The sequence below is a fragment of the Streptomyces sp. NPDC048197 genome (genome assembly GCF_043202395.1).
Taxonomy (GTDB): domain Bacteria; phylum Actinomycetota; class Actinomycetes; order Streptomycetales; family Streptomycetaceae; genus Streptomyces; species Streptomyces siderophoricus.
Genome location: NZ_JBIDAJ010000014.1, coordinates 59,358 through 73,376, shown reverse-complemented (window position 1 = coordinate 73,376; position 14,019 = coordinate 59,358). Strand labels below are relative to the sequence as shown.

Here is a 14,019-nt window from a genome sequence, read left to right as displayed (position 1 = left end):
GAACCCCATGGTCGCCACCACCTCACCGGCGGATCTGTACCGCCACAGCCTGCGCCTGCTGCTGGACAAGGACATTCCCGCCTGGGTCGACTTGTGGGCCGAGCGCGGCGTGATGGAGTTCCCCTTCGCTCCCCCGGGCTGGCCTCAGAGACTGGAGGGCCGTGCCGCCATCGCCGCGTACATGCGCGACTACCCCGACCACATCGAGCTGCACGACTTCCCCGACGTACGGATCCACCGGACGACCGACACCGGGACCGTTGTGGTCGAGATGCGCGGCGTGGGCCGCGTGGTCGAAACGGGCGGCCCCTTCGACATGACCTATATCGCCGTGGTGACCGTCCAGGACGGGCGCTTCACCTCCTACCGGGACTACTGGAACCCCCTGGCCGTCCAGGCGTCCGGCCTGAACTTCGCCGGGAGCAGCGCCCGATGACCGCCACCGGCACCACCTTGGTCATCGGAGCCACGGGCACCACGGGCAGCCGTACCACCGCGCAGCTGATCGCCGCCGGCCACCGGGTCAAGGCCGCCAGCCGTCGCGCCACCACGCTCCCGGGCGCGGAGGCGGTCCGCTTCGACTGGTACGACCCGGCCACCTTCGGCGACGCCCTCACCGGAACCGACCGCGTCTATCTCGTTCCGCCCGTGGGCGACCCGGACCCGGCCGCCGTCATGCTGCCCTTCCTCCAACAGGCCCGTACCGCCGGCGTACGCCGTGCCGTACTCCTCAGCGCCTCGGCCATCCCCGCTGGCGGGCCGGCGGTGGGGGCGGTGCACCAGGCCCTGCCCGGCCTGTTCGACGAGTGGGCGGTGCTGCGGCCCTCGTGGTTCATGCAGAACTTCACCGGCACGCACGCCCATGCCGACAGCATCCGCGAGCACGGCGTCATCCTGACCGCCGCCGGGACCGGCCGGGTCGGATTCGTCGACGCCGACGACATCGCCGCCGTCGCCGTACATGCCCTGACCGACGACCCGCCGCCCAACACCGACCTGATCCTCACGGGGCCGGAGGCCCTGAGCCACGACGACATCGCCGCGATCATCACCCAGGCCACCGGCCGCCCCGTGGCCCACCGCCACCTGACCTACGACGAGCTGCGTAACCGGCTGGCCGCGGTGATGCCACCGGGATTCGCCACCATGCTGGCCGACATGGACCACGCCATCGCCGGAGGAGCCGAGGACCGCATCACCGATTCCGTGCAGCGCGTCACCGGGCGCCCACCGCATGGCTTCCGGGCGGTCGCCGTACGGGAGTTGTCTCTCCCGGGAGGTCGGGCCCGGTAGCGATGAGACGTCGAGCTCTCGATCGTTGATCCGATCGTTGATCACGGTCGCGTGATGGGAAAGGGGGGTGCATCTCGTGGAGCGATCATCAACGATCGGAGGGTTTCAGGTATGTCGGCGAGGGCGTCCAGGACGGCCAGTTCGTCCTCGGAGAGGCGTAGGGAGCCGGCCGCCACGTTCTGGGCGAGATGGGCGAGGTCGCCGGTGCCGGGAATGGCCAGGACGTGAGGGCCGCGGTGCAGCGTCCACGCCAGCCGGATCTGGGCTGTGCTCACTCCGCGGAGGCGGGCGATGGCGTGCACCCTGCTGTCGTCGTCGGCAGGGGCGCCGGCCGTGCGTCCGCTGCCGGCGATCGAGTAGAACGGCACGAACGCGACGCGTTGTTCACCGCAAACGCGCAGGAACTCCTCCTGTTCGGGTGAGGCGCCGATGCCGTACATGTTCTGGACGCAGACCACCGGTGCGATGGCCTGGGCCTCGGCGAGGTGGTGGGGGTGGACGTTGGACAGGCCCAGATGGCGGATGAGTCCGGCGTCGCGCAGTTCGGCGAGCGCACCGAAGCGGTCGGCGAGGGAATCGGTGCCGACGATGCGCAGGTTCACCACGTCGAGGTGGTCGCGTCCGAGCTGGCGCAGGTTCTCCTCGACCTGGCCGCGAAGTTGCTGCGGGGTGGCGTGCGGCAGCCAGTTGCCTGAGGGATCGCGGCCGGGACCGACCTTGGTGGCGATGACGAGGTCGTCCGGGTAGGGCGCGAGGGCGCGGTTGATCAGCTCGTTGGCGGAGCGCAGCGGCGAGAAGTAGAACGCGGCGGTGTCGATGTGGTTCACGCCGAGCTCGAGCGCCCGGCGCAGCACCTTGATCGCCTGGTCACGGTCGCGCGGGACGGCGTCGGGCGCGAGCGCCTCGCCGTGCTGGGGCAGGCGCATCGTGCCGAAGCCGATCCGGTTGACCGTGCGGTCGCCGAGCTTCCAGGTGCCCGATGCCGCGGCGGTGATCTTCTGTGAGGTCATGGCGGGATGATCGGCGCACGGTAGCCTGGCGGGCCATTGATTAAGGCATGCCTGAATCTGTTGAGGGGTGGTTGTGGTGGCAGAGCTGGAGTTCTCGGCGAACGATCTCGCCAAGGTGCGGTTCGCCATCTCGCCGATGTGGGAGGTCGCGCCCAGCTTCCGGCTGCTGACGTCGAACTCGGCGCATCCGGTCCACCGGTCCTGGGTCGAGCAAGTGCGGCCACGCGTGCTGGCCGCGGGCCTGGACCGCGGATGGCTTGCCGAGCTGATCGGGCCCGCCGGCTACGTGCCCGACTTCCTCAACCCGGCCCCCGCCGGACCGGCCCCCACACCGGCGGCAGAGTGGGATGCGATCCGGGCCTCGCCCACCGACCGGGTACGTCAGGACCTCGATCACCTCGCCCGCCACCAAGGACATCTCGGCCCCCGGCTGCGGGCGCTGCACGCCGACCCGCCCTCCCGCCTGACCAAGGTCGCCCAAGAAATCGAAAACTACTGGGAGTTGGCGCTCGCCCCTTACTGGGCACGGATCAGGGCCCTACTGGAGGCCGACATCTTCCACCGGGCCCGAACGGTCGCCGAGCACGGCGCGGGCCACCTCTTCAACGACCTGCACGCCTCGGTGAGCTGGGACGACAACACGCTCAGACTGGTCCGCCGGAAACGGGACATGCCCCGCCAATCCGCAGGCGCGGGACTGCTGCTGATCCCGTCCGCGTTCACCGGCCCCGGTCTGCGCACCCGGGTACGACCGCCGGACCCGCCGCAACTCACCTATCCGGCACGGGGTGTCGGCACACTATGGGAGACGCGGCCTGCCGGCGGTGCCTGTGCCCTCGCCCCCGTCCTCGGCCGCTCACGCACTCTGCTGCTGAACGAACTGGAGACCCCGGCCTCCACCACCGAACTGGCCCACCGAACCGGGCTGTCGCCAGCCGGGGTGTCCCAATACCTCACGGCACTGCGCAACGCGGGTCTGGTCAGCGCCCATCGCGCCGGCCGTTCCGTCCTCTACGCCCGCACCACTGCCGCCGAAACCCTCCTCAAAGCCGCCTCCTGAACCCCACGACCGGTCTCCCGGCCCAGCCCGCTCCCGGGCAATGGGATGCCGCACCATGTGCCGATCACTTCTCGGTGGCTGGTGTGAGGCGTGCGGTGATCAGCGGCGCGAGGGGATGGCCGAGGAGGGTGGCGGCGGTGATCGCGCCCAGGGTGATGCCCCAGGCGACGGGCCCGAGGGGGGTGCAGCCGAAGAACTGGCTGATCACGGGGATCTGGATGATGGCGGCGAGGACGGCTGCGGAGCCGAGGCCGGCCACCAGAACGTTGCGGTCGGTGCCTCCGGTGGTGAGGGTCTGGGCGAGTTGGGTGCCGACGACGGCGGCGAGGGCGACCGTGGACGCGCGGCGGCCGCGGCCCGTGAGGCGGGCCGCGGTCCAGGCCAGACCGGCGCCGAGGGCGGTGATGAAGCCGCGTAGCAGCATCTCCTGGGTGAGGGCGGTGCCCAGTGAGCGGTGCGGGCCCTCGGCGAGGAGGCGCTCGCCGGTCTGGCCGGACGGTTCGCGTACCGCGATGGCGAGGGAGGGGGCGAGGTCGGTGAGGAGGTTCACGAGCATGATCTGACGTGCGTTCAGCGGAGTGGTGCCGGTGAGAGCGGCGGTGAGGACGCTGAAGGTGACCTCGCCGAGGTTGCCGCCGATGAGGATCGCGAGTGCCGCGCGGACGGTGGTCCACATGGCGCGGCCTTCCATGAGGGCGGAGACGATGGTCTCCAGCCGGTCGTCGGTGACGACCAGGTCCGCGGCCGCGGTCGCGGCCGGAGTGCCGCGGCGCCCGAGTGCGATACCGACATCGGCGAGTCGGATGGCGGGAGCATCGTTGGCTCCGTCGCCGGTCATGGCCACGACGCGGCCGATGCGCCGGTAGGCCTGGACGATCCTGACCTTGTGACTGGGGTTGCAGCGGGCGATGACGTCGACGGTGGGCAGCAGTTCGTCCAAGGCATCGTCGTCAAGTTCGTCGATCTCCGGTCCGGTGCACACCTTGGGCTCCGCGAAGTCCCCGCTGAGGGTCGAGGCGATGGCGTCCGCGGTGGCCGGGTGGTCGCCGGTGAGCATGACGGTGTGCACGCCGGCCTCGCGCAGACGTGCCGTCGCGGGCGCGGCGCTGTCACGTACCGGGTCGCCGAGTGTGAGGAAGCCGAGGAAGACCAGGTCCTGAACGCCCTCGTCGGTGAGGTCCTCAGCGGCCTTCATACGGCGTTCGGCCACGGCCAGCACCCTTCGCCCCGCTGCGGCGAGTTCCTCGGCCGCTTCGGCGAGGGCCTGCCTGGCCGAGTCGTCGAGGGCCACCTCGCCCTCCGGCCGGTGCCGGCGGGTGCATCGGCTGACGACGTGTTCCGGCGCTCCCTTGACGCTGAGCAGGACGCCGCCGCCGATGTGGCCGACGGTGGCGTGGTACGCCCTGGCCGGCTCGAAGGGAAGGGAGTCCGTGAGCCGCCAACGGGGCGCACCGGTGCGGGGGGTGATCTTCGTTCCGCGGGCGCCGTCGACGATCGCCCGGTCGGTCTGGTGCGCCATCGGTTCGGACTGGCGCGCAGGCGGCGTGGCGCGCAGTGCGGCGGCGAGGATTTCCTTGCGGGACTGGTCGAGCCGGTCGAGGGCGGCGGTGCTCTCGCCGTCGCTCACGCCGGTGAGCTCCAGGGTGCCTTCGGTGAGGGTGCCTGTCTTGTCGAAGCAGAGGACGTCGGCGCGGCCGAGCGCCTCGATGGTGCGGGGGTTGCGTACGAGGGCGCCGCGGTCGGCCAGGCGGCGTGCGGCCGCGAGTTGGGCAGCGTTGACAAGGAAGGGCAGGCCTTCGGGCACGGAGGCGACGGCCAGGTTGACGGCCGAGGCCAGATTGTCGGTCAAGGGGCGGCCGTGGAGGAGCCCGGAGAGGGCGACTGCGACGGCGGACCCCAGGGCGATGGGCATGCTGGCTCGGGTGAGCGAGGAGAGCCGGGCCTCCACGCCGGTTTCCGGTGTGGCCTGGCGGGCGGTGGCGAGGCTGCGTCCGGCTTCCGTGGCCGAGCCGGTGGCCACGACGACGGCCAGCGCCCGTCCCGCGGAGATGGTGGTGCCCTCGTAGAGCATGGAGCGGCGTCCGGTGATGTCCGGGGCGACCACCGGTGCGGGGTCCTTGCTCGCGGCCAGGGATTCCCCGGTGAGGGAGGATTCATCGACCTCAAGGCCTTCCGCCTCAAGAAGACGGCAGTCCGCGGGCACGACATCCTCGGGCCCCAGAGAGATGACATCGCCGGGGACCAGATCGCCCGAGGTGACCAGATGCTCCCGCCCGTCGCGTCGCGCACAGGCGCCGATGGCCGACTGGGCGAAGAGTTCAGCGAGCGCGCGATCGGTCCGCACCCGCTGGAAGCCGCCGACAAGCGCAGAAACGGCGGTGATGGCGGCAACCAGACCGGCGTCGGTCCGGGATCCCACCGCCGCGGCGAGAGCGGCGCCGGCGGCGAGGATCGGGGTCAGCGGATTGGAGAGCTCTTCGATGAAGGCGTACGGCAGGGTCAGCTTCGTCGGCTTCCCCGCGTGCGCCTCGGCACCGCGTGCGGTCGCTTCCTGCGCGGAAAGGCCCTCGGGGCGGGTGCGCAGCCGTTCCATGACGCGGTCGACGGGCATGAGGTGCCAGGGGACCTGGGTCACCGGCGGCGTGAGGGGGCGGCTCAGCAGCTGCCGGGCGCGCCAGGTGCCGATGCAGAAGGCCACGGCGCCGGCAGTGTTGCTCACCGCGAGCACCCGCGCGGTCGCTCGTCCGGCCGGTCCCTGCAGGGCGGCGACGGCGCCGACGCCGCTGCCGCCCGCGGCCAGGTAGTGGCTGTCGCGGTCCACGACCGCAGCCACCCCCACCGCGTCGACGATCAGGCCCGCTGCCTCAAGATCCGCACCCACCAGAACGTGGGCGCCCCAGGGGGTGTGACCGTCCTCGCGGTGCACACCGATCGCGCAGTCCGCCGCGGCCAGCGCGCGGCGATCGGCGGAGATCAGCAGGACGACCGCGCCGTCGGCCTGGAGGTCGCGCACCGAGACCGCCAGGCGATCGCCCGCGGGCACCACGGCATCGGCGAACGGGAAGCCGGGGGCTGCCCGGTCGGACGCCACCACGACCCGTGCGCCGGCCCGTCGTGCTGCCGCGGCGACGGCCTCGGCTCCGGGGGCCGTCTGAGTGCCCAGCCCCGCCACCGCCTGGAGCCGCCGGCCCCGGGCCAGCCCGAGGGTCTTCTCGCTACCGCGCCGTCGCAGACGTTCGGCCCCCTGCCGAGCGGTCGGCCCGGCCACTTCCAGTTCGTCCAGCGGCCCCAGCACCCAGTCGCCCGCGCGGCTGACGGCCAGCGGCGCATCGGGGTCGAAGAGCGAGAACAGCCGCTCGGAGACCTGCTCCGCATCGGCGCCCGCCATCAGCTCCAGGTCCACCGGCTCGTACCGGTCCCCCCGAAGAGCCTCTTCCTCCAGGAGGATCGTGTTCACCTGCCCCAGGCGCCGCAGCGCGGTACGGTCCATCGTCACGACGCCGCGCAGCGCCAGATACCGCCCCAGAGACGTGGCGAAGCCCTCACGTCCTGCGCCGGGTGCCTTCGGCACCGAGGCCACGGCGACCGCGATCGCCTTGCGGAAGCCGGCGAACGGCAAGACGGCCATCCCGGCGGCGATGCCCGCCAGCATCGACCGCTCGGCATACCGGTCGGCACCGTCCTGCGGTGGCGTACCCGCCCGCCCGGTCGGGACCGCGTCAGCAGCGGCTTCTTCCGGTCCGCGGACGAGTCCGGCCTCGCGCTCGCGCCAGGCGGTGCGTTCGACGCTCGCCTCCCGCCACACCGCCACCCGCTGCAGCACGTCCAGGGCGAGCCCGCCGCCCCCCGTGGCCACGCCCTGCAACAATGCGCCGATCACCGGAAGCAGCGAGTCGGCCTGCTCACCGGGGCTGATGTCCTCGACCAGGTGACGAAGTCGCGGATGGTAGCGAACGGCATCGATGCCACCGGCGATCTCCGGCGGCAGGCCGATCCACGGAGCGAGCCGCCGGAAGGTCACCAGGGCCAATCCGAGCGTGTCCGCCACCAGAGCCGGCACCGCCGGGAAAGGCGGGCCCTCGGCCGGGTGATGCGGCTCCGGCTGCCACTCGTCGTACGCCTCGGCATCCGCGGCATGGTCGCCTTCGGCCTGCTCCACCAGCGCGACCAGCTCACTCGCGCGGGGAGCAGGCGAATCGACCTCGATGATGACCCGTTCCATGGGCGCGTTCACCCGCGCCCACACCACCCCCGGATGGTGCTCCACGGCCCGCTCCACACGGCGGGCAACGGCGTCGCCTCCCGGGCCGTGGACACCGAAGACCGCGACGTAACAACGCCCGGACGACCACGACACCTCACGCTCAGGCCCTTGCAGAAGGCCTTCCGCCAGCCCCCAGGCGGCCCGGGTACCGGATGCCGCCTGGGAAGCGACGGTGGAGACGATGGAACGCAGCATCGGCGGCACACCGAGCGCCAAGGCAAGCGGCATGAAGCGTGCCTCCTCGCGTCGGAGCGGCCGGTGCGGATGAACCTTCAGAGGCAGTCTCACCGAAGCTCTTCAAAGGGGCGAGACGGGGTAGACCTACCGATAAGGGGCTCGCACGTTCATGAGCGAACAGACGAGGCGATACCCATGACCTCCCATCCCCGAACGACCTCCCCGCCCAGCGCCGAAACCGACACCCCAGGCGAGGGCGCTCCCGGGCCCGCTACCAAGGCCACCCCCTCGTCGGGAGACCGGCGTACGGTCACCCTGACCATGCCCTCGCCCCGCCGGATGGCAAGCGGCGCCCTAGACGCCGCCATGCTGCCGGTCGCCGTCGCCCGGCAGATCCTGCCCGCCAAGAAGGGCCTCCCGATCTACCTGGGACTCGGCGTCCTCGGTGCCGTAGACGTACTGGAATGGCCCGTCGCCATCGGCATAGGGGTCGGCTATGCCGTCCTGCGCCGCGGCGAAGGCGTGCTCGCCGCCCCACCGGCCACCGGCGGAGGCGAACCGTCCGGCACCCCGACTGCCGGGGCCGAGGAGGAGAAGTCCACCGAGACGACCGCACGCGAGATCATGACTCCGGATCCCGCATGCATCGGAACCGATGAGACGGCCCTCGACGCGACGAAGAAGATGACCGAACTCGGCGTCGGGGCCCTGCCCATCTGCGGCACCCACCACAAGCTCAAGGGCATGCTCACCGACCGCGACATCGTCGTGAAGGTCATCGGCGCGGGCAAGGACCCCGCCCAGGTGAAGGCCGGTGACCTCGCCCAGGGGGAGGCGGTGACCATCGGTGCCGACGACGAAGCCGAGAGCATCCTGCGGACCATGAGCCGGCACAAGGTACGCCGCCTGCCGGTCATCGACGGTCACACGCTGGTCGGCATCGTCACGCAGGCCGACGTCGCCCGCGCACTGCCCGACCCCGACGTCGGCGACCTGCTCGAAGCCATCTCCGCCTGAGACCCGTCGTCGGTGGGCACTGCGGGCCGTCCGGCAGCTACCTGTCATCAACCGAGGGCGTGGGCCGTCAAGGTCCAGGCCCTCCCATGCGCGACGCCGCCGGGTCGATATCAGTCGTCGATTGCTTGGTAGAGCGTGGTCCAGAAGTCGTGCATCAGCTGCACCGAATGCGGGACGGACGCCCCGACCTGGGTGAGCAGGATGCCGGTGAGCCGGTTGGCGGGGTCGGCGTAGGTCGAGGTGCCGCTTCCGCCGTCCCAGCCGAACTGGCCGATGGGCGCGTAGTCGCCGCGGTAGGTGCGCACCGCCATCCCCAACCCCCAGCCGCCGTGCTGCCCTTGGCCGAAGGAGATGTGGACGTTGTCGCGGGCCAGGGCCGTGCGGGCGGCGTTCTGCTCGGGCGTGAGGCGGTTGGTGGTCATCAGCTGGACGGCGGCCCGGGACAGGATGCGTTCGCCCCGGTGCATCCCGCCGTTGAGCAGCATCCGGAAGTAGGCGTGGTAGTCGTCGGCGGTGGAGACCAGCCCACCGCCGCCGCCCGCAAACGCCGGAGGCGCGCTCCACCGGCCTCCCTCCGCCTCGTCCCACACGGTGAACTCCCCGGTCTCCGGGTCGGGGGCGTAGAGGGTCGGCATCCGGTCGATCTTGTCGGCGGGCACGTGGAAACCGGTGTCCTTCATGCCCAGCGGCTCGAAGATGCGCTCCCGCAGGAAGGTCTCGAACGACTGGCCCGTGACCCTGGCGACGAGCACGCCGACCAGATCGCTGCTGATCTGGTACTGCCAGCGCTCGCCGGGCTGGTGCATCAGCGGAAGGGTGCCCAGGCGGCGCATCCACTCGTCCGGCTCGGGCATCGGCGTCGGCAGATTGGGCGTGAGCCCCTGCTCGAAGACCGCGCCCATGATCGGGGTGCCCAGCACCGTCATATCCATGCCGAGCCCGAACGTGGAGGTCAGCACGTCCCGTACGGTGATCGGCCGCCGCGCCGGCACGGTGTCGTCGAGCGGGCCGTCGATCCGCTTCAGCACCTGCCGGTCGGCGAGTTCCGGCAGCCACGTCTCCACCAGGTCGTCGAGGCGCAGCCGACACTCGTCCAGCAGGACCATCGTCGCCGCGATCGAGACCGGCTTGGACGTCGAGGCCATCCGGAAGATGGTGTCCCGGCGCATCGGCGCGCCACCGTCATGGCGCATCGTCCCGACCTCTTCGACGTGCGTCTCACCGCCCCGGCCGATCAGGGCGACGAGCCCGGGAATCTTCCCGGACTCGACATGCCGTGCCAACACCTCGCGCAGCCTGCGCAGTCCTGCTGGGGAGAAGCCGCTCTGCTGGTCGGAAAGGGTGGTGGACATGGTGGTGTGCTCCTTTGACGGAAAAGTTGGAGGGGGGAATGGAGGGCGGGAGCGGGTGGTCAGCAGCCGAGCCGGTCGGCAATCACACCCAGCACTTGCTGCAGATCGCGGGACATGCGGGCGCGCAGGCCGAGCTCGGCGATTCCGTCCCCGAACCCCGGATGGTCGGGCAGGACCCGGTGGACGCGATGGCTCACCCGCGTGCCTGCGGGGCAGGCGGTGACGGCATGCACCCCGGCGTACCAGCTCTGCACCGCCATCCTGCACCCGGCCCGGTCCACCTGGATCTCCACCGGCTCCACCGGCCCGGCGAGCTCGGCGCGGTAGGCGCCGGCGCCGGACCCGGCCACAACGGTCATCGCCCCCCGCCGTGCCGCCGAAGCCCTCGCCAGCACCAGCAGGTTGTCATCGCCGACCCGCCCCTCGGCGACGGCGAGCAGGAGCGCGGCGACCGCTGCGACGGGCGCGGCGAGCGTCCCTTGGACTTCCCACCCGGCGGGCAGCGCGTCCAGTTCGGCGAGAAGGGAAGGCGTCGTGTGCATGGCCAAGAGCCTCGCCGCGGCGTCCGGTCCCGGGCCACTCGTGCCGCACCTTCCGGGACACGGGACATCCCACCGAGCACCGGCTGACCTGCGCTGTCACTCCGGCGGACGACTGGTGCGCGGGTGTCCCGGGACGGGACGGGACACCCACGCAACCCCTGGGACAGGCTCAGGACACCTGGATCAGACCTGAACGCACCGCGGAAATGAGGTAGTTGAGGTCATGCGCGGTGGCGATCTCGAGTGCTTCCTGGAAGTGCTGCGCCGCGGCGGCCCGGTCGCCCGTGGCCAGGCATGCCTCCGCGTACGGGAGGAGGCTCCGCACCATCCGATGTGGTTCACCGGCCCGTTCGAGGATCCGCATGGCCTCGGCGTGCCTGGCCGATGCCGCCTCGGCGCGGCCGAGGTGGCACAGGGCGACGGCGGTGTCCGTGAGACTGGCCGCCTCGAAGATCGGATGCCGTGTCGCCCGACTGAGCGCCACCGCCCGCTCAGCGTGATCGAGGGCGCTCTGCGCGTCGCCCAGGCCCAGTGCCGCCCGGCCGAGCACGTCCAGGCACCCGCGCTCCTTCTGCCGGTCCAGCCCGCGCGCGGTCTCGATCACCTCCGAGACGACCTCGCGGGCCTCGTTGTACTTCCCCAACTGCACCAGTGCTTGGCCGAGGCCGGTGCACACACGTACCCGGGCGGCGGCCTCGTGAGCCGGCAGCATCGCGGTCGCCTGGCGCAGGAGCTCGACGGCGCCTTCGGCGTCGGCGGTGTACAGCCGGACCTCCGCCAGCTGTTCCAGGGCGATGGCCTCGCCGACGATGTCGCCCTCCGCAGCCATCAGCACGCGAGCCGCCTCAAGCTCCGGCACTGCCGGCTCCAGCAGTCCCATGCGCATCAGTGCGGCGCCCAGCAAGTACCGGTGCGAGGCGAGCACGCGGCGCTCGCCGAGCCGTTCGGCGGCGGGCATGCTGACTTCGAGCCCGCGGCGCAGTTGCGCCATGCCACCGCGTCGCGCGTGCGCAATCAAGGCGAGCTGTCCCAGCCCGACCGCCGACGCGTCGATGCGCAGCTCCACGGCGAGCAGGAACGTCGCGGTGAGGTTGCCCCACTCGGTTTCCATCCAGTCGACGGCTGTGTCGTGGTCGGCGAGGTCGGGAAGCGCGGGAGGTGACTGCGACACGATGACCGGCAGGGAGATGACGATCTCGACCAGCTTCTTCACGGCCAGCATGCCGCTCAGGTAGTAGTCGCACAGCCGGGCGATCGCCGGCACGGGATCGGCCGCGGCATCCTCGGCACGAGCAGCCTGCCGAAGCAAGTCGTGCATCCGATAACGACCCGCCGCCGGCTCCTGGACCAGATGGACGTCCACCAAGTCCTCCAGCAACGAGCGGGCGTTGGCCAGCGGGACCCCGGCCAGGGCGGCCACGGCGTACGCGTCGATGTCCTCGCCCGGCACCAGCCCCAGCAGCCCGAACATCCGCCGCTGGGCCGGGTCGAGCTGCCGCAGCGACATCTCGAACACGTCCGACACCGCCAACTCCCCCTCGCGCAGCCGCTCCACCAAGGTGTCGAGCGTCCACGCGGGCCGGTGCCGCAGCCGCGCGGCAGCCACCCGGATGGCCAACGGCAGGTTCCCACATCGGCGCAGCACCTCGCCGACGTCACCGGACCGAGCGCCGCCCGCGGATTCGACGAACAGCTCCGCCGCCTCCTGCGTCGGCAGCACGTCCAGCGAGATCGGCTGGACCCCGTCCAACTCCACCATCCGCCGGCGACTGGTGATCACCACGAAGCTCCGGCCGGCGCCAGGCAGCACATCGCGCACATGGTCCGCGTCAGCGGCGTTGTCCAACAGCACGATCGCCCGCCGCGTCGCCAGCTCCGAACGCCACAGCGCGGCCCGCTCGGTGACCGCGTCGGGGATCCTGCCGGGCGGCAACCCGAGCGCGGCCAGCAGCACCCGCAGCGCCTCCGCGGGCTCGACCCGCTCCCGGCCCGGAGTGAACCCGTGCAGGTCCACATAGAGCTGGCCACCGGGGAAGTCGGCGGTCAGCAGATGCGCGGCGTGCACGGCCAACGCGGACTTACCCACCCCGCCCATGCCGTCGATCGCCACCACCGAGGTGTTCCGCGCGGCGCCGAGGAGGGCGTCCAACTCCGCCCGGCGCCCGGTGAAGGCGGTGATGTCGTGCGGCAGGTCATTGCGCACCGACAAAGTGGCAGCCGCGCCCGTCCGGGGCCCGTCCTTGGCCCGTTCCCACACCTCACGCATCGGCCGCGGATCACGACCGGCCGCCTTGCACAGCGCCACCACCGTCGGCCAGGGCGGAACGGCCTGCCCTGAGACGTAGCGCGACAGCGAAGAGCTGCTGACGTGGACCTCGCGGGCGAGCTCGCGCAGACTCCGTCCGGTCACGTCACACAACTGACGTAGCGCCCCTGCCAACTCCTCGTGCACTTTTCCCCCTTGCTCCAGTTTCACGCGCTGATCCTAGAGGGAGCGAAATCGGCCAAAGCCGGCCCAGGACCGTCCTCAGACCCCCTTGCCGGGCGGCCCGCGTGGACATCAGGACCGGAACCGCAACCGGTTATGCCGCGACCACCTGTGCATGCCCCACACCGCCCTCCGCCGCGCTCAGCCAACAGGTGAGGTCGGCGCGGGCGCGGGCCACCCGGGAGCGGACCGTGCCGACAGGGCAGCCCACCACGGCCGCGGCGTCCGCGTACGGGAGTCCGAGCAGCTGGGTGAGGACGAATGCCTCGCGGCGGGTGGCGTCAAGAGCGTCGAGCAGTTCGCGCAGCGCGATGCCCTCGGTGAATCCCGGCAGGCCGCTCGGCTGTGCCCTCTCCGCCACCTCCTGCCAGTCGTCGACGGCGGCGATACGGGGCCGGGTGGCGGCCGAGCGGTAGCGGTCGACGACCACTCGGCGGGCGATCGACAGCAGCCAGGTGCGTGCGCACGAGCGTCCGGCGAATCGCGGCAGGCTGGTCAGTGCCCGGAGAAAGGTCTCCTGGGTGAGGTCGTCGGCGCCGTGCAGATCGTCGCTCCGGTGGGCCACGAACCTCCATACGTCTTTATGGGTGGCGCGTATGAAGCGCTCGACCGCGTCGGATTCTCCACTGCGGGCGGCGAGCGCCCATTCAGTCACCTGGGCGTCGTCTGTCGTGGAGCGCGACGCGCGGGTCGTCTCTTCGAGGGCAGGGGTCATCGCTGGGTGTCCTTAAGAGCCTGCGGGGGTCAGGCCGGGCCATGGCACGGCAGGCCCCCGGCGGTGAGCGGCGTCCCGGACCTACCCGGCCGAAGCGCGGC

10 protein-coding genes are annotated in these 14,019 nt (G+C 71.6%); 4 read left to right on the top strand and 6 right to left on the bottom strand.

Annotated features, from left to right (window positions below):
• Positions 1-7: 7 nt before the first annotated feature.
• Entirely contained in the window at positions 8-436 is a 429-nt protein-coding gene (locus ACGF4C_RS19925) for a nuclear transport factor 2 family protein (protein WP_393567862.1), read from the top strand.
• Entirely contained in the window at positions 433-1,293 is an 861-nt protein-coding gene (locus ACGF4C_RS19920) for an NAD(P)H-binding protein (RefSeq protein ID WP_393567860.1), read from the top strand. The genes ACGF4C_RS19925 and ACGF4C_RS19920 overlap by 4 nt, the downstream gene beginning before the upstream one ends.
• A gap of 41 nt (positions 1,294-1,334) precedes the next feature.
• On the opposite strand, the gene ACGF4C_RS19915 is transcribed toward ACGF4C_RS19920, so the two are convergent.
• On the bottom strand, positions 1,335-2,303 hold the full coding sequence (locus ACGF4C_RS19915; RefSeq protein WP_393567858.1) for an aldo/keto reductase: 969 nt from the start codon (positions 2,301-2,303) through the stop codon (positions 1,335-1,337).
• A gap of 73 nt (positions 2,304-2,376) precedes the next feature.
• Here ACGF4C_RS19915 and ACGF4C_RS19910 point away from each other — a divergent pair, with 73 nt between their 5' ends.
• Positions 2,377-3,363 (top strand): DUF5937 family protein, encoded by a 987-nt coding sequence (locus ACGF4C_RS19910; protein ID WP_393567856.1) that lies wholly within the window; start codon positions 2,377-2,379, stop codon positions 3,361-3,363.
• A gap of 64 nt (positions 3,364-3,427) precedes the next feature.
• On the opposite strand, the gene ACGF4C_RS19905 is transcribed toward ACGF4C_RS19910, so the two are convergent.
• A complete protein-coding gene (locus ACGF4C_RS19905; RefSeq protein ID WP_393567854.1) occupies positions 3,428-7,855 on the bottom strand; it encodes an HAD-IC family P-type ATPase in 4,428 nt (1,475 codons plus the stop codon).
• Positions 7,856-8,428: 573 nt separating this feature from the next.
• Here ACGF4C_RS19905 and ACGF4C_RS19900 point away from each other — a divergent pair.
• Positions 8,429-8,821: a CBS domain-containing protein gene (locus ACGF4C_RS19900; RefSeq protein ID WP_393568020.1), complete on the top strand. Its 393-nt coding sequence runs from the start codon at positions 8,429-8,431 to the stop codon at positions 8,819-8,821.
• Positions 8,822-8,931: 110 nt separating this feature from the next.
• Here ACGF4C_RS19900 and ACGF4C_RS19895 read toward each other — a convergent pair whose 3' ends face one another.
• The 4 genes from ACGF4C_RS19895 to ACGF4C_RS19880 form a co-directional block, all read right to left on the bottom strand.
• Positions 8,932-10,173 carry a serine hydrolase domain-containing protein gene (locus ACGF4C_RS19895; protein ID WP_393567852.1) on the bottom strand — a complete coding sequence of 414 codons (1,242 nt, stop codon included), beginning with the start codon at positions 10,171-10,173 and terminating at the stop codon, positions 8,932-8,934.
• A gap of 59 nt (positions 10,174-10,232) precedes the next feature.
• Positions 10,233-10,715, bottom strand: coding sequence for a hypothetical protein (locus ACGF4C_RS19890; RefSeq protein WP_393567851.1), 483 nt, complete (start codon positions 10,713-10,715; stop codon positions 10,233-10,235).
• A gap of 169 nt (positions 10,716-10,884) precedes the next feature.
• Positions 10,885-13,191, bottom strand: coding sequence for an ATP-binding protein (locus ACGF4C_RS19885; RefSeq protein WP_393567849.1), 2,307 nt, complete (start codon positions 13,189-13,191; stop codon positions 10,885-10,887).
• Between the two features lie 106 nt (positions 13,192-13,297).
• Positions 13,298-13,918, bottom strand: coding sequence for a sigma-70 family RNA polymerase sigma factor (locus ACGF4C_RS19880; RefSeq protein ID WP_393567848.1), 621 nt, complete (start codon positions 13,916-13,918; stop codon positions 13,298-13,300).
• Positions 13,919-14,019 lie beyond the last annotated feature (101 nt).